The organism is Halorussus salilacus (genome assembly GCF_024138125.1).
In the GTDB taxonomy this organism is placed as follows: Archaea; Halobacteriota; Halobacteria; order Halobacteriales; family Haladaptataceae; genus Halorussus; species Halorussus salilacus.
Genome location: NZ_CP099993.1, coordinates 1,596,579 through 1,611,843, shown reverse-complemented (window position 1 = coordinate 1,611,843; position 15,265 = coordinate 1,596,579). Strand labels below are relative to the sequence as shown.

Annotated in this window: 14 protein-coding genes; 9 read left to right on the top strand and 5 right to left on the bottom strand. The window is 64.0% G+C overall.

The window, feature by feature from the left end:
- Positions 1 to 11: 11 nt before the first annotated feature.
- Positions 12 to 1,409 (bottom strand): MATE family efflux transporter, encoded by a 1,398-nt coding sequence (locus tag NGM10_RS08340; protein ID WP_253477122.1) that lies wholly within the window; start codon positions 1,407 to 1,409, stop codon positions 12 to 14.
- Positions 1,410 to 1,584: 175 nt separating this feature from the next.
- Between NGM10_RS08340 and NGM10_RS08335 the strand changes: the two genes are divergently transcribed.
- Positions 1,585 to 2,211 carry a ribulose-1-phosphate aldolase gene (locus NGM10_RS08335; protein ID WP_253477117.1) on the top strand — a complete coding sequence of 209 codons (627 nt, stop codon included), beginning with the start codon at positions 1,585 to 1,587 and terminating at the stop codon, positions 2,209 to 2,211.
- Between the two features lie 14 nt (positions 2,212 to 2,225).
- Here NGM10_RS08335 and NGM10_RS08330 read toward each other — a convergent pair whose 3' ends face one another.
- A complete protein-coding gene (locus tag NGM10_RS08330) occupies positions 2,226 to 2,543 on the bottom strand; it encodes a DUF378 domain-containing protein (RefSeq protein WP_253477114.1) in 318 nt (105 codons plus the stop codon).
- Between the two features lie 195 nt (positions 2,544 to 2,738).
- Between NGM10_RS08330 and lipA the strand changes: the two genes are divergently transcribed.
- The 7 genes from lipA to ilvA all read left to right on the top strand — a co-directional run bounded on the left by lipA (position 2,739) and on the right by ilvA (position 11,099).
- The gene (lipA, locus tag NGM10_RS08325) at positions 2,739 to 3,677 is read left to right on the top strand and encodes a lipoyl synthase (RefSeq protein ID WP_253477111.1); all 939 of its coding nucleotides are present in this window, start codon (positions 2,739 to 2,741) and stop codon (positions 3,675 to 3,677) included.
- A gap of 329 nt (positions 3,678 to 4,006) precedes the next feature.
- Positions 4,007 to 5,116, top strand: coding sequence for a pyruvate dehydrogenase (acetyl-transferring) E1 component subunit alpha (gene pdhA / locus NGM10_RS08320; RefSeq protein ID WP_253477108.1), 1,110 nt, complete (start codon positions 4,007 to 4,009; stop codon positions 5,114 to 5,116).
- A gap of 3 nt (positions 5,117 to 5,119) precedes the next feature.
- The gene (locus tag NGM10_RS08315) at positions 5,120 to 6,121 is read left to right on the top strand and encodes an alpha-ketoacid dehydrogenase subunit beta (RefSeq protein ID WP_253477105.1); all 1,002 of its coding nucleotides are present in this window, start codon (positions 5,120 to 5,122) and stop codon (positions 6,119 to 6,121) included.
- 3 nt (positions 6,122 to 6,124) lie between these two features.
- Complete coding sequence (locus NGM10_RS08310; RefSeq protein ID WP_253477102.1) at positions 6,125 to 7,669, top strand: dihydrolipoamide acetyltransferase family protein; 1,545 nt, start codon at positions 6,125 to 6,127, stop codon at positions 7,667 to 7,669.
- Positions 7,670 to 7,819: 150 nt separating this feature from the next.
- Positions 7,820 to 8,134 carry a DUF7979 domain-containing protein gene (locus tag NGM10_RS08305; RefSeq protein WP_253477099.1) on the top strand — a complete coding sequence of 105 codons (315 nt, stop codon included), beginning with the start codon at positions 7,820 to 7,822 and terminating at the stop codon, positions 8,132 to 8,134.
- Between the two features lie 285 nt (positions 8,135 to 8,419).
- Positions 8,420 to 9,805, top strand: coding sequence for an FAD-binding oxidoreductase (locus NGM10_RS08300; RefSeq protein WP_253477096.1), 1,386 nt, complete (start codon positions 8,420 to 8,422; stop codon positions 9,803 to 9,805).
- A 76-nt stretch (positions 9,806 to 9,881) separates the two neighbouring features.
- Positions 9,882 to 11,099 (top strand): threonine ammonia-lyase, encoded by a 1,218-nt coding sequence (ilvA, locus tag NGM10_RS08295; RefSeq protein ID WP_253477093.1) that lies wholly within the window; start codon positions 9,882 to 9,884, stop codon positions 11,097 to 11,099.
- 95 nt (positions 11,100 to 11,194) lie between these two features.
- On the opposite strand, the gene NGM10_RS08290 is transcribed toward ilvA, so the two are convergent.
- From NGM10_RS08290 to NGM10_RS08280, 3 genes are all read right to left on the bottom strand, one after another.
- A complete protein-coding gene (locus tag NGM10_RS08290) occupies positions 11,195 to 11,596 on the bottom strand; it encodes a hypothetical protein (protein WP_253477090.1) in 402 nt (133 codons plus the stop codon).
- Positions 11,597 to 11,741: 145 nt separating this feature from the next.
- Complete coding sequence (locus NGM10_RS08285; protein WP_253477088.1) at positions 11,742 to 12,587, bottom strand: ABC transporter permease; 846 nt, start codon at positions 12,585 to 12,587, stop codon at positions 11,742 to 11,744.
- Positions 12,584 to 13,495 (bottom strand): ABC transporter ATP-binding protein, encoded by a 912-nt coding sequence (locus tag NGM10_RS08280; RefSeq protein WP_253477085.1) that lies wholly within the window; start codon positions 13,493 to 13,495, stop codon positions 12,584 to 12,586. Before NGM10_RS08280 ends, NGM10_RS08285 begins: the two co-directional genes overlap by 4 nt.
- A 258-nt stretch (positions 13,496 to 13,753) precedes the next feature.
- Between NGM10_RS08280 and lpdA the strand changes: the two genes are divergently transcribed.
- Positions 13,754 to 15,178 (top strand): dihydrolipoyl dehydrogenase, encoded by a 1,425-nt coding sequence (gene lpdA, locus NGM10_RS08275; protein ID WP_253477082.1) that lies wholly within the window; start codon positions 13,754 to 13,756, stop codon positions 15,176 to 15,178.
- Positions 15,179 to 15,265 lie beyond the last annotated feature (87 nt).

Below are 15,265 nucleotides of genomic sequence, written 5' to 3'. Positions count from 1 at the left end.
GTTCCGGCCCGTCAGTCGGCGGGACTTGAGGCGACCTCCGCCGCCCGCTTCAACATCCCGTTGCTCGTGGTGTAGTAGTAGTAGAGTCCGGCACCGGTCGCGGCGACGACGTTCGATATCGTGACCGCCCAGAAGACGGCGTGAACGCCGAAGTCGAGCCAGTACGCGCCGACCGCCGCGATGGGGAGCCGGACCGCCCAGTACTTGAGGAGTCCGGCCATCATGCTGGTCTTGGTCCGGCGCGCGCCGTTAAAGCCCGCGTTGAACATGTACATCGCGCCGATACCCCAGTAGCCCAGAACGAGGATTCGGAGGTAATCGACGCTCAGCGCGAAGCCTTCCGGACTCATATCGGGCACGATAATCTCGACGAGTAGCCCCGGGAAGAACCACTGGACGGTGCCCATGAGGCTGAGCCCGACCGCCGCGATGCCCGCGCCGAGCCACGTCGTCCGGCGCGCGCGCTCGGGCTTGCCCGCGCCGAGGTTCTGGCCGACGATGCTCTGGGCCGCGCCCGAGAGCCCCTGCGCGGGGATGAACGCGACGGAGGCGATCTGCGCGCCGAGAGTGTAGGCCGCGACGCCCGCCGGTCCGCCGACCGCCGAGACGATGCCGATGATGAGCACGCGGACCGACTGGCTCGCGACCTGCTGGCCGCCCCGCGGGAGGCCGATGTCGAGAATCTCGCGGTACTCCGCGGGGTCGAACGCGGCGGCCTCTCGGGTGAGGGTGTAGCCGTCCCTGCCCCGCAGGTACATCGCCACCGCGAGCGCACACCCCGCGGTGTAGCCGATGGCGGTGGCGAGACCAGCGCCCTGCACCCCCAGCTCCGGGAACGGCCCGACTCCGAGGATGAGGAAGGGGTCGAGACCGATGTTGACGAAGACCGCGGTGACGTTGACGTACATCGCGGCCCGCGAGTCGCCCCAGCCGATGAACCCGCCTTCGAGCGCGTCGCTCATCGACATGAACGGGAGCGCGAGCATGTAGGCCGACAGGTAGGTGGCCGCGAGGGGGACGACCTCGGGGTCGTTCAGAATGAGTTCCGCGATGGTATCCGCGCCCGTGACGATGACCGCCCCGACGACAGCTCCGGCGACCAGCGCGAGGGTGACGCCGTGGAACGCCGCGCGCCGTCCTCCGGACATGTCTTCGGCCCCGACTCGCTGTGAGACGAGCACCTGCGTTCCGGTGAGCATGACGATGGCGATACTCGCGGCGAGCGCGACGATGGGGAAGTTCGCGCCGACCGCGGCGACCGCGTTCTCCCCGAGGCGTCCGACCCAGAACGTGTCGACGACGTTCTGGACGACCTGCACGAGGTTCTGCACCACGAGCGGTGCCGCCAGAACAAGGAGGGCGCGAACGAGCGAACCGTCGGTGATTTCGTCGCGGGACAGGTCGAACATCGTTTATCCTTCGATAGTAGTGATAAAATCCTGTCCGTACTTATAGGGTTTTCGATACGTTAATAGTTCACTCATGTTGTGTGCTTCCTTCACTTATGGCACCGAATGTCAGGGTACTTATCACGTTCCTCGGTCGGACCGAATATATACTTATCCCCCTCTAGTCGAGACGCACATGCTCGGAGCAGAACGACGCGCCGTCGCGATGCACGCGCCCGACCTCGCGTCGCTCACCCCCGGCCGGACCGGGAACCTGAGCGTCCGCCGAGACGACCGCTTCGCCGTCACGCCGACGGGGGTCGCCTACGACCGAATCGACGCCGAGGGCGTCCCCGTGCTGTCGCTCGACGGCGAACAGGTCGCGGGCGAGACAGCGCCGTCGAGCGAGACGCCGATGCACACCGCCATCTATCGGGAGTTCGAACCCGGTGCCATCGTCCACACCCACTCGCCGTGGGCCTCGACGCTGGCGATACTCCACGAACCGATTCCGCCGGTCCACTACATGCTCGCGCTGGCGGGAACCTCGGTGCCGGTCGCCGACTACGCCACCTACGGAACCGAGGCGCTCGCCGAGAACGCGGTCGCCGCGATGGAGGGGGCCGACGCGAGCGCCTGCCTGCTCGCCAACCACGGCCTGCTGACCACCGGCGAGGACCTCGATTCGGCGCTCGAAACCGCGGTCAACGTCGAGTACACCGCCAGAATCTACTGTCAGGCCAAGGCGTTCGGCGACCCGGTCGAACTGAGCGACGAGGAGATGACCGCGGTCGCAGAGAAGTTCGAGGGGTACGGACAGTAGGACCGCGCGAGGGCTCAGGACTCGGCGTTGTCGGTCTCGCGGTCGTTTCGCCCCGAGGCCGCCGCCGCCCGGCGCTTCGCCTTGGTCGCCCGGCGACTCGCCCGGCCCATCTTCGAGGCGGTGTAGAGCAGGTAGATGCCCGCCAGCCCCACGAGGACGTAGACGAGGTACTCGACCGTCTGGGCGGGTCCGGCCCGGAAGATGGGAGCGAGCGCCATCTCGACGACGTTGACCGCGTTCCCGGAGAGTCCGGTCAGGCCGAGGACGCCCCACGTTATCGCGCCGACGGCGGCGAGCAGGATGGCGAGCCAGTCGAGGAAGTTGGTGTTCATGCTCGGGGGTAGGCATCGGACGTGCTTTGTTATTCGCCACTTGGAGCGGAGGAAGCGCGACGTACTCGGATTTTGACGGATTTCGGACCGTTCGGGACGGAACGGTCTCGCCGGGCGAGTCGCGAAACCCAACGAACGCCCACCGCTACCCGAAATACCCCACCCTTTTGGCGACCGCCGCCCAAGCCACCCACAATGAGCCGCCGCCGGAAACCCGACTGGCTGAAGATGCGACCGCCCGCCGGGCAGGAGTTCACGGGCATCAAGCAGACGCTTCGGGACCACGACCTCCACACCGTCTGCGAGGAGGCCAACTGCCCCAACCTCGGCGAGTGCTGGAGCGGGCGCAACTCCGATTCGGGCGGTACCGCGACGTTCATGCTGATGGGCGACCAGTGTACTCGGAACTGCGGGTTCTGCGACGTGGACACCGGCGGCGGCCAGCCACTCGACCCCGACGAACCCGCGAACGTGGCGAGCGCGGTGGCCGAGATCGGTCTCGACTACGTGGTCCTCACGTCGGTCGACCGCGACGACCTCGAAGGGCAGGGCGCGGCCCACTTCGCCCAGACGATTCGGGAGATCAAAGAGCGCGACCCCTCCATCCTCGTCGAGGTCCTGATTCCGGACTTCCGGGGCGAGGAGGACCTCATCCGGAAGATAATCGACGCCGCCCCCGACGTCATCGCCCACAACGTCGAGACGGTCGAGCGCCTCCAGCGGCCGGTCCGGGACCCTCGCGCGGGCTACGAGCAGAGCATCCGCGTCCTCGAACAGGTCGAACGCGAGTCGGACATCTACACCAAGACCTCCATCATGCTCGGCGTGGGCGAGTACGACCACGAGGTGTACCAGACCCTCAGCGACCTCCGTGAGGCCGACGTGGACATCGTGACCCTCGGGCAGTACCTCCAGCCGTCTCGGACCCACCTCGACGTGGAGAGCTACGTCCACCCCGCGAAGTTCGAGACGTGGCGGCGGGTCGCCGAGGAGGAACTCGACTTCCTCTACTGCGCGAGCGGCCCGATGGTCCGGTCGTCGTACAAAGCGGGCGAACTGTTCGTGGATGCCGTGATTCGGGACGGGAAGTCGGTCGAACAGGCGCGCCGCGAGGCTCGGAGAGCCTCGGTCTGAGCGAGCGGCAACGCCGCGAACCGGGAGGCCCGCAGGGTTCCGTCTTAGCCACCGACTCGACCGGCGGCGACGCCGCCGGTCGAGTCGACCGATTCCGTCGAAGTTCGTGCAATTCTTGCCGTTCGTCCACCCTTCCCCGCGTTCCGCGGGGTTCTACCGGACGAACGTCTATTATTATCCGAGAAAGATTGGAAAACCGCTATTCCGTCCGTCGAAAGTTTGTATTCCGGCCGCGAAGTGCCAACAGAACCATACCTATGGAAAGTTGGTTACGAAAACCCTATAATGCGTGCGGATGACCTATCGAATATGTCAGGATGGGTTCGACCGTGAGCGTCATACATCGAGACCCCCAGGACCGCGTACAGGTGCTGGACGAGGACGGTAACGTAGTAGAGGGCGCGGACGTGCCCGACCTCTCCGACGAGGAGATGGTGGACATGTACCGCGAGATGCGGCTGGCCCGCCACTTCGACGAGCGGGCGGTCAGCCTCCAGCGACAGGGCCGGATGGGGACCTACCCGCCCCTCTCGGGACAGGAAGGTGCCCAGATCGGGAGCGCCCACGCGCTGGCCGACGACGACTGGCTGTTCCCGAGCTACCGCGAGCACGGCGCGGCGCTGGTCCGCGGGCTGTCGCTCAAGCGCACCCTTCTCTACTGGATGGGCCACGAGCAGGGCAACGCCATCCCCGACGACTCCAACATCTTCACGGTCGCGGTGCCCATCGCGACCCAGATTCCCCACGCGACCGGCGCGTCGTGGGCCTCGAAGCTGAAGGACGAGGAGAACGCGTTCCTCTGTTACTTCGGCGACGGAGCCACGTCGGAAGGCGACTTCCACGAGGGGCTGAACTTCGCGGGCGTCTTCGACACGCCCGCGGTGTTCTTCTGCAACAACAATCAGTGGGCCATCTCGGTGCCGCGCGAACGCCAGACGGCCTCCGAGACCATCGCCCAGAAGGCCCACGCCTACGGCTTCGAGGGCGTGCAGGTCGACGGGATGGACCCGCTCGCGGTGTACAAGGTGACCAAGGACGCGGTGGAGAAGGCCAAGAACCCCGGCGACGACGAGCGTCGGCCGACCCTCATCGAGGCGGTCCAGTACCGCTTCGGTGCCCACACCACCGCCGACGACCCCTCGGTCTACCGCGACGACGAGGAGGTCGAGCGCTGGAAGCAGAAGGACCCCATCCCGCGGCTGGAGTCGTTCCTGCGCGACCGCGGCGTGCTCGACGACGAGACGGTCGAGGCCATCGAGCAGGAGAACAAAGAGCGGGTCGCCGACGCCATCGACGCCGCCGAGGAGGTCGAGCGCCCCGACCCCGAGCAGATGTTCGCGCACGTCTACGAGGGCATGCCCGAGCGACTGCAGGAACAGCTCGACTGGTTCGAGCGCGTCCGCGAACAGTACGGCGACGAGGCACTTCTGGAGGACTGAGACATGAGTCAAGCAACCCAAGAGCAAGAGTCAGAGAACCTCACGCTGGTGCAGGCGGTTCGAGACGGACTGTACACCGAGATGAAGCGCGACGACGACGTGCTCGTGATGGGCGAGGACGTGGGGAAGAACGGCGGCGTGTTCCGCGCCACCGAGGGCCTCTACGAGGAGTTCGGCGACGACCGCGTCATCGACACGCCCCTCGCCGAGTCCGGCATCGTCGGGACCGCCGTCGGCATGGCGGCCTACGGCCTCAAGCCCGTTCCCGAAATCCAGTTCCTCGGGTTCATCTACCCCGCGTTCGACCAGATCGTGAGCCACGCCGCGCGCCTGCGCACCCGGAGCCGAGGGCGGTTCACCTGCCCGATGGTCATCCGCGCGCCGTACGGCGGCGGCATCCGCGCGCCCGAACACCACTCCGAGTCCACCGAGGCCTTCTTCGCCCACCAGCCCGGACTCAAGGTCGTCATCCCGAGCACGCCCTACGACACCAAGGGCCTGCTCACGAGCGCCATCCGGGACCCCGACCCCGTGATGTTCCTCGAACCGAAGCTCATCTACCGGGCGTTCCGCGGCGACGTGCCGACCGAGTCCTACGAGGTTCCCATCGGCGAGGCCGCGGTCCGGAAGGAGGGCACCGACATCTCGGTGTTCACCTGGGGCGCGATGACCCGCCCGACCGTCGAGGCCGCCGAGCAGTTGGAGGGCGAAATCGACGTGGAGGTCGTCGACCTCCGGACCGTCTCGCCGCTCGACGAGGAGACCATCGTCGAGTCGTTCAAGAAGACCGGCCGCGCGGCGGTCGTCCACGAGGCTCCCAAGTCCGGCGGCCTCGGCGGCGAGATCGCCTCCATCATCCAGGAGGAGGCCCTCCTCTATCAGGAGGCCCCCGTCGAGCGCATCACCGGGTTCGACACTCCCTTCCCGCTGTACGCGCTCGAAGACTACTACCTGCCCGAGCCCGCCCGCATCAAGGAAGGCATCCGCGACGCCGTGGGGTTCTGAGCCATGGTACGAGAGTTCAAGCTCCCCGACGTCGGCGAGGGCGTCAGCGAGGGCGAGATCGTGAGCTGGCTGGTCGAGGAGGGCGACGCGGTCTCGGAGGACCAGGCGGTCGCGGAGGTCGAGACCGACAAGGCCATCGTCGAGGTTCCGTCGCCCGTCAACGGCACGGTCCGAGAGATAATCCCCGAGGAGGGCGAGGTCGTCCCGGTCGGCAACGTCATCATCACCTTCGACGTGGAGGGTGAGCCGGTCGAGGAAGGCCAGACCGAGGGCGAAGCCGCGAGGGCCGCAGAATCCGAAGCCGAGACGAGTCCGGAATCCGACACGGAAGCCGCCGACGCTGGCGAGACCGAAGAAGTTTCGACCGGCGAAGGCCGGGTGTTCGCCGCGCCGAGCGCACGCCGACTCGCCCGCGAACTCGGCGTCGACATCGCCGTGGTCGAGGGCTCCGGCCCGAGCGGTCGCGTGACCGAGCAGGACGTGCGCGCCGCGGCCGACTCGGGCGACGAATCCCCCGCGACCGACTCGCCGGAGCCCGAGGACGGCTCCGGGGGTTCGGGCGGTCCCGCGCCGACCGACGCCGCGGGCGGTCCATCGTCCTCCTCGGCGGCGGGTGGTTCCGGCGGTCCGGACTCCGCGTCGGTCGAGTCGGCCGACCGCGACCGGACGCTGGCCGCGCCAGCGACCCGGCGTATCGCCGAAGAGCAGGGTGTCGACCTGAACGCCGTGCCCGCCACGGAGGAGCGCGACGGCGAGGCGTTCGTCACGCCCGAGGCGGTGATGGAGTACGCCGAGGCCCAACAGCAGGCCCAGCGTGCTGACGCCGCGTCCGGCACGAGCGAGCCGGGCGAGCGCGTCGAGCGCATCCAGTACAAGGGCGTGCGCAAGACCATCGGCGACGCGATGGTGAACTCGAAGTTCTCCGCGCCCCACGTCACCCACCACGACACCGCGGTCGTCGACAACCTCGTCGACACCCGCGAGCGCCTCAAGCCCGAGGCCGAGGAGCGAGGCATCCGGCTGACCTACATGCCGTTCGTGATGAAGGCGGTCGTCGCCGCGCTCAAACAGCATCCCAAGCTCAACGCCGAGCTGGACGAGGAGGCCGGTGAAATCCTCCGGAAGAACTACTACAACGTCGGCGTGGCGACCGCGACCGACGCCGGACTGATGGTGCCGGTCGTCGACGACGTGGACGGCAAGGGCCTGCTCCAGATTTCCAGCGAGGTCAACGAGGTCGTCCAGAAGGCCCGCGACCGCTCCATCTCCCGGGAGGAGCTTCAGGGCTCGACGTTCAGCGTCACCAACTTCGGGGCCATCGGCGGCGAGTACGCGACGCCCATCCTCAACTACCCCGAGGTGGGGATTCTGGGCATCGGCGAACTCAAACAGCGCCCCGTGGTCGAGGACGGCGAGGTCGTGGCGAAGTACACCCTGCCCATCTCGCTGTCCATCGACCACCGCATCGTGGACGGTGCCGACGCCGCGTCGTTCGCCAACACGTTCATCGACTACGTCGAGAACCCCGAACTCCTGCTTCTGGAGTAGCTTCGAGACTTCCTTTTCGGCAATCGCCGTGGATCGCCCCGTTGAAACCCTCTCGTCCAGACATGATCGAGTGGAAAACAGCTGATAAGTACGGTGAACGTCTCGAACCAATCACAGAAGAATTATATAATTCAAATAGTATTTATGGGTGTGAAACAAAAGTGGGCCGTATTCGCGATTATCTGCGTACTTCTCTTGTCTGCCTTCGGAATAGTGGTCTATATTCAATTTGGATCGTTTTCAAACTGCCCTGCAACGCTTTCTACAGAGACGGTTGAAAACGGGACTGAAACCGCTAATGAAACGGTTATTGAGTTCGAGAACCTATCTCGGCACCAACAGCAGGAGTTCGAACGAGCACTCGATAACGGGTACACGGAAATCGAGAGCCAATCGAATTGGGAATACAATTGGATTATCCACCACGAAGAAACCTACTACTCGATTACAATCGGGATTTGTTGAGTATTATCCTACACTGGTCAAAAAGGGTTGAAAACTGCCAACGGCTATGGATTTCAACAGAGTCCCGTGAGTGAGTGTATCGAGGGGTGAAGAGACTATCCACACAGCAGAGAACTCCCAACTCGCAGTGAGTGACCGCGTTGCATCGTCTGCGCGGAAGTCACTGGCTACCGGAACGCCACCAGTTAGCTATCTGATTCCCGAAGTGGTAACCCAGACGTTCCTCGGTAACGCGACCCACGAAATCGAGGGCTGGCGACCGTCTACCGGAACGGAGGGAAAACCATGGCAACAGCACCAACCGACGACGCGGAGATAGAGCGATTCGCGGGAACGCTGCGAGGCGAACTGATACGTCCCGACGACCCGACGTTCGACGACGCGCGAACGATTTACAACGCGATGATCGACAAGCGCCCGGAGCTGATCGTCACATGCGCGAACGTCGCGGACGTAATCGGAGCGGTCGAATTCGGGCGCGAAAACGACCTCGACACCGCCATCCGTAGCGGCGGCCACAACGGACCCGGCCTGTCGCTGGTGGACGGAGGGTTGGTCATCGACCTCTCGGAGATGACGAGCGTCCGGGTCGACCCCGAGTCGGAGACCGCGCGCGTCGAAGCCGGATGTACGTGGGGAGACGTCGACCACGCCACGCACGCGTTCGGTCTGGCGACGGTCAGCGGGGTCATCTCCACGACGGGCGTCGGGGGGCTCACCCTCGGCGGGGGACACGGCTACCTGACCCGCAAGCACGGCCTGACCATCGACAATCTGGTGAGCGCCGACGTCGTGCTGGCCGACGGACGACTGGTCCGCGCGAGCGAGGACGAGAGCCCCGACCTGTTCTGGGCGTTGCGCGGCGGTGGCGGCAACTTCGGCGTGGTCACCTCGTTCGAGTTCGCGTTGCATCCGGTCGAGACGGTCGTCGCCGGGCCGATGTTCTGGCGCATCGACGACCTCGAAAGCGTGATGCGCTGGTACCGCGAGTGGCTCCCGCAGGCCCCCGAGGACGTGTACGCGTTCTACATGACTGCCGAGATTCCGGGCGACCCGTTCCCCGAGGCGTTGCACGGCGAGAACGTTTGCGGGCTGATGTGGTGCTATCTGGGTCCGGAGGACCGAATCGATGAGGTGGTCCAACCCGCCCGAAACGTCGCCGAACCGGTGTTCGAACACATCGAGTCGATTCCCTATCCGGCGCTCCAGCGCATGTTCGACGACCTCTATCCGCCGGGCGACCAGTGGTACTGGAAGGGCGACTTCGTGCGCGACCTGAGCGACGACGCCATCGCGGAGCACCGACGCTTCGCCGAGGTACCCACCCCCAAGTCGTCGATGCACCTCTATCCCATCGACGGTGCGGTCCACCGCGTCGCGCCGGACGAGACGGCGTGGAACTACCGCGACGCCAACTGGTCGATGGTCATCGTGGGGGTCGACCCGGACCCGGCCAATCGCGAGAAACTCACGGAGTGGACCCGCGACTACTGGCAGGCGCTCCACGAGCACTCGGCGGAGGGCGCGTACGTCAACTTCATGATGGACGAGGGAGCCGACCGGATTCGAGCCACCTACGGCGACAACTACGAGCGGTTGCAGGAGGTCAAGGCGAAGTACGACCCCGACAACTTCTTCCACGTAAATCAGAACGTCGAGCCAGCCGCCTGAGGCGAGGCGCGTCGGCACCTCGCCCGACTCGGCCGACTGAGAAACTGATATACGCTCGCTCCCGCCACTGGCAAACATGGCCGAAGTCACGCTTCGGGACATCGAGGCCGCGCGCGAGCGCTTCGACGAGTCGGTGGTCCAGCGCACGCCGGTCGAGCGGAGTCGGTCGCTCAGCGAGATGGTCGACGCCGAGGTCCACCTCAAGATGGAACACCTCCAGCGCACCGGGTCGTTCAAGACCCGCGGGGCGTCGAACAAGATCCGCGAGGTGGTCGAGCGCGGGGCGGCCGACCGGGTCGTCGCCGCGAGCGCGGGCAACCACGCACAGGGGGTCGCGCTGGCCGCGACGAACGCCGGAATCGACTCGACCATCGTGATGCCCGAGAACGCCCCGCAGGCGAAGGTCGAGGCCACCCGCGAGTACGGCGCGACCGTCGAACTCCGGGGCGAGGACTTCCGGGCCGCGATGGACTACGCCCAGTCGCTGACCGAGGACGACGGAGTCGAGTTCGTCCACGCGTACGACGACCCCGCCATCGTCGCGGGACAGGGAACCATCGGCATCGAGATTCACGAGACGATGCCCGCGGTCGACACCGTGGTCGTCCCCATCGGCGGCGGCGGGCTAATCGGGGGCGTGAGCGCCGCGCTGGCGGAACTCGACCCCGAGGTCCGAGTCGTCGGCGTGCAGGCCGAGCAGGCCGCCACGGTCCCCGAGAGCCTCGACAAGGGCATCCCCGCCTCGGTCGAATCGCCCACGACCATCGCCGACGGCATCGCCACCGGCAGCATCTCGGAGCTGACCCTCGGCCTCATCGAGGACCACGTCGACGAGGTCGTGACCGTCACCGACGACGAGATCGCTCGCGCGGAACTCCTCCTGCTCGAACGCGCCAAGCAGTTGGTGGAGGCCGCCGGGGCCTCGTCGGTCGCCGCCATCCTCTCGCCGGACCTCGACGTGGCTGGCGAGACGGTCGTCCCCGTCCTCTCGGGTGGCAACATCGACATGTCGATGCTCCAGACCGTCCTCACGCAGGCGCTGACCGAGCGCAGCCAGCTCGTTCGCCTCCGGGTCCGAATCGAGGACGAACCCGGCGAGATGACGAAGCTCTCGGGCATCATCGCCGACAAGGGCGCGAACATCCGGACGGTCCGCCACGACCGCGCCGTGGACGACCTCCGGGTGGGCGAGGCGTATCTGGTGTTTCAGGTCGTGACGAGCGGGACCGGCCACGCCGAGAACATCATCGAGACGGTTCGCGAGGAGGGCTACGAGGTCGAACGGGTGGCGTGAGTTCTGAGGATTAAAAGATATAGCGGCTACACACTACCGACCGAAAATATTGAGAAAACGGACAGTGGTTCGCTCGATTTACCGATCTCGTCTGGCTATCCTTGGACCACAGTGCCGTCGAGAATCACGCGGACGTTTGAGTCGGCGTCCCACGAGAAGTCAGGACTGTCCAGACTCCCGTCAAACCGGTACTCGTCATATCGGGGTTGCCAAGAACCGTCGACCTCGCCCGAGTAATGGGAATGGTCGTCGTACGTCGTGACTTCATCTTCACCGCTCTCGAGGTTTTCGGTGTCGGGGTTCGGATCAGGCAATTCGCCAGAGTATTCTCCAGTGCCATCACCGTTGTCGATTTCGAATCGGAGGTAGTGCTCTTTGGAGTCTTGAGTCTCCGCCTGAGCGGTTACAGAGCTAGTCGCTCCAGTGAAGAGAGCGACCGTCACACCTGCTTTTTTCAGGACGGTACGCCGAGTCGAACTGCGAATGTCTTGCGACATTGCATCCAATAATACAAGTCATATATACTTAAACTTTATCTATCTAACATTAATATAATAATTCTAAATTACAGACACAATGTCGAGTAGCTCCGAGCGCAGATCGAGTTCAGTAATCAGGCGGGGACAGATTAGATGTTCAGTGTCAGGTCAAATCGACCTGACAGAACCGCCAGTAGCCGACGATAAGCGGACCACCTCCAAAGAAAGCCAGAACCATGATACCAAACAGATTCGGTAGAAGGTGTGTAGTCGAGATCGTGGAAGTCGTGAGCGAGACAATCCACTCGCTTCCGGCTAAGAAAGCCGAGATAGGATTTAACCGTCCTGTAAAGCCGACCCACAGAGGTTCGGTTCCCGTCCCGAGCGACGAGTACCACCTCGTCGAAAACGTTCCGGTGAACAAGAACGAGAAGACGGGGAGGACGAGCGTACTCCAAATGTCTACCATCGAACTGAAGAAGAGATACGTACAGGTGAGTGCCGCAAGCGTGCGATATCGTGAGGAGAACATCGCGGAGAGGCCGACAGTGAAACCCGACCATAACACTCCATACGCGATAATCCAGAAGGCAATGGGCAAATACGTGTCCAAATAAAGTGTCCCGTACTTCACTGCAAGAATCACGTCCAAGATAAATAGAATCGGAACGAGAGTGATGAGCACTAGCGACACCCTAGATATCAGCTTTCCAAGTATGACGTCGCGGCGCGTTCCTGGAAGACCGATGAGCAACCGTATAGTCCCCTTCTCACGCTCGCTGACGATGGCGTTGTATGTGACTACGGCCACCAGAATCACGACGTACATTCGAAAATCGTATGGGATGTAGGTGATTTTCTCTCGGACGGTAAACGTGCCCCCGCGTAGACTCTGCCAGAACGTTGGAATCATCAGGAGAGATATCAGAGTGAACGTACCCCATAGCAATCGGCTACGGAGTGCTCGCCTAAAATCTTCTCGAGCAATTGTCAGCGTGCGTGAGTTCATGTGATCACCTTCGCTTCGGTGATTTCTCGAAACATCTGCTCTAGCGATGGCCGTTCGTTATCGATATCGACGACGGTCGCCCCTGCCTGTTCAAGGCGACGGATGACGTCTCTCTTGACTGTCGGATCAGCGCAAGATACTCGAAGCGTTTCGTTCTGAACTACCACGTTAGATACGCCGTCCAACGAACCGATACCGTGATGTTCAGGGACAGAGTCAACAGAAACGACGAGCTCGTCGGGCCGTTCCGCGACCGAACGTAACTGATCGACGGTGTCTACGACGACGAGTTGGCCGTCGTTCATAATTCCGACCCGGTCACAAAGCATCTCGACTTGGTCCATAATGTGACTCGAGAAGAATACAGTCGTACCGCGGTCACGCTCCGTGAGGACGATTTCGCGAAGCAGCCTCGCTCCCGCCGGGTCGAGTCCCCCTAGCGGTTCGTCGAGGATAATCAAATCAGGTTGTCCGACTAGTGCTATCCCGAGGCCCAACCGCTGGCGCATTCCTTTCGAGAACTCTCCGACGGGCCGATCTGCGTGCTTTGTGATACCCACACGCTCTAAGATTGCATCTACGTTGTCAGTGGAACGTTTCATCTCGATGGCAAACTCCACGTGTTCACGGGCCGTGTTTCGGTCGTAGTAACCCGACGCCTCCGGAAGGACACCGACTCGTTCACGGACTGCCCGAGATTCCACTTGCGGGTCGTACCCGAGGACAGACACGGTGCCGGACGTTGGTCGAACAAAATCAAGAAGTACGTTAATAGTCGTGGATTTCCCAGCGCCGTTTGGCCCGAGAAACCCGAAAACCTCACCTCGTTCGACTTGGAGGTCAACGTCACGGACGGCGTGGAGGGAGCCGTACCGCTTCGTCAGCGAACAAGTTTCGATGGCGGCCATATTCAGGAATACATATTCAGGAAATAAAAGTTCGTTGAACTGTCTGCACTCTGTTTCGGTCTGCGTTGTTCATCGCCCACGCGCTTCGGACGCATCCTTTGTGTGTGCCTGCGCACCCTTGCCGATTGATTACTGTTTGTTCACCTAGTCGAATCTATCACCGAGACGCTTTCCGACACTCCGAGTGAACTGTTACCATTCCATTCCCATGGCAAAATCCACCTCATTTTTCACCCACAAGCCCGACCGGCTAAACATATGGTCGTCGGAGACATCTCGACCGGAACGGACGTGTTGGTAATCGGCGCGGGACCGGGCGGCTACGTCGCCGCCATCCGCGCGGGACAGCTAGACCTCGACGTGACTCTGGTCGAGAAGGACGCCTACGGCGGGACCTGCCTCAACTACGGCTGTATCCCCTCGAAGGCGATGATAACGGCGTCGGACCTCGCCCACGAGGCGGGCGACGCCGAGGAGATGGGCATCTACGCCGACCCCGAGGTCGAGATGCCCGAGATGGTCGGCTGGAAGGACGGCGTGGTCGACCAGCTGACGGGCGGCGTCGAGAAACTCTGCAAGGCAAACGGCGTCGAACTCATGGACGGCCGCGCGGAGTTCGCCGACGAGAACTCCGCTAGGGTCGTCCACGGCGGCGAGGGTCAGGGTGCCGAGACCGTCGAGTTCGAGCACGCCATCGTCTCGACCGGAAGCCGCCCCATCGAGATTCCGGGCTTCTCGTTCGACGACGACCCGGTCCTCGACTCCCGGCAGGCCTTGGCGCTGGAGGAGGTGCCCGAGAGTCTCGTCATCGTGGGCGCAGGCTACATCGGGATGGAACTCGCGGGCGTGTTCGCCAAGCTCGGCACCGACGTGACGGTCGTGGAGATGCTCGACTCGGTCCTGCCGGGCTACGAGGACGACCTCGCCCGCCCCGTCAAGAAGCGCGCCGAGGAACTGGGCATCGAGTTCCACTTCGGCGAGGCCGCAAGCGAGTGGGAGGAGTCGGGCGACGGCATCACCGTCCGGACCGAGGACGAGGACGGCGAGGTCTCGGAGTTCGGCGCGGAGAAGGTGCTGGTCGCGGTGGGTCGCTCGCCGGTCACCGACACCCTCGAACTCGACAACGCGGGAATCGAGACCGACGATAACGGCTTCATCCCGACCGACGACCGCGCGCGGACGAACGTCGAGCACATCTACGCCATCGGCGACGTGGCGGGCGAACCCATGCTCGCCCACAAGGCGAGCAAGGAGGGGCAGGTCGCCGCGGAGGTCATCGCGGGCGAGCCCTCCGCGCTCGACTATCAGGCGGTCCCTGCCGCGGTCTTCACTGACCCCGAAATCGGCACCGTGGGGATGACCGAGGAGGAGGCCGAGGACGAGGGCTTCGAACCCGCGGTCGGGAAGTTCCCGTTCAACGCCTCGGGCCGGGCCCTGACGACGGGCCACGCAGACGGCTTCGTCCGCATCGTGGCCGACGAACCCAGCGGCTTCCTGCTCGGCGCGCAGATCGTCGGCCCGGAGGCCTCGGAGCTCATCGCGGAACTCGGGTTCGCCATCGAGATGGGCGCGACGCTGGAGGACCTCGCCTCGACCATCCACACCCACCCGACGCTCTCGGAGGCCGTGATGGAGGCCGCCGAGAACGCGCTGGGTCACGCGATTCACACGCTGAATCGGTAAGCGCCTGTCGCTCGAACTGACTCGTATCCTCGTCTTCTCTGCTATCAAGGTCGGCTGATGTCCCGCTGTGACCGAGCGAGTACCACG

Bases quoted from the DNA above. Each gene is read 5' to 3' on its own strand.
- NGM10_RS08340 (WP_253477122.1), bottom strand. From the start codon at position 1,409: ATGTTCGACCTGTCCCGCGACGAAATCACCGACGGTTCGCTCGTTCGC.
- NGM10_RS08335 (WP_253477117.1), top strand. From the start codon at position 1,585: ATGCTCGGAGCAGAACGACGCGCCGTCGCGATGCACGCGCCCGACCTC.
- NGM10_RS08330 (WP_253477114.1), bottom strand. From the start codon at position 2,543: ATGAACACCAACTTCCTCGACTGGCTCGCCATCCTGCTCGCCGCCGTC.
- lipA (WP_253477111.1), top strand. From the start codon at position 2,739: ATGAGCCGCCGCCGGAAACCCGACTGGCTGAAGATGCGACCGCCCGCC.
- NGM10_RS08315 (WP_253477105.1), top strand. From the start codon at position 5,120: ATGAGTCAAGCAACCCAAGAGCAAGAGTCAGAGAACCTCACGCTGGTG.
- NGM10_RS08310 (WP_253477102.1), top strand. From the start codon at position 6,125: ATGGTACGAGAGTTCAAGCTCCCCGACGTCGGCGAGGGCGTCAGCGAG.
- NGM10_RS08300 (WP_253477096.1), top strand. From the start codon at position 8,420: ATGGCAACAGCACCAACCGACGACGCGGAGATAGAGCGATTCGCGGGA.
- ilvA (WP_253477093.1), top strand. From the start codon at position 9,882: ATGGCCGAAGTCACGCTTCGGGACATCGAGGCCGCGCGCGAGCGCTTC.
- NGM10_RS08290 (WP_253477090.1), bottom strand. From the start codon at position 11,596: ATGTCGCAAGACATTCGCAGTTCGACTCGGCGTACCGTCCTGAAAAAA.
- NGM10_RS08285 (WP_253477088.1), bottom strand. From the start codon at position 12,587: ATGAACTCACGCACGCTGACAATTGCTCGAGAAGATTTTAGGCGAGCA.
- NGM10_RS08280 (WP_253477085.1), bottom strand. From the start codon at position 13,495: ATGGCCGCCATCGAAACTTGTTCGCTGACGAAGCGGTACGGCTCCCTC.
- lpdA (WP_253477082.1), top strand. From the start codon at position 13,754: ATGGTCGTCGGAGACATCTCGACCGGAACGGACGTGTTGGTAATCGGC.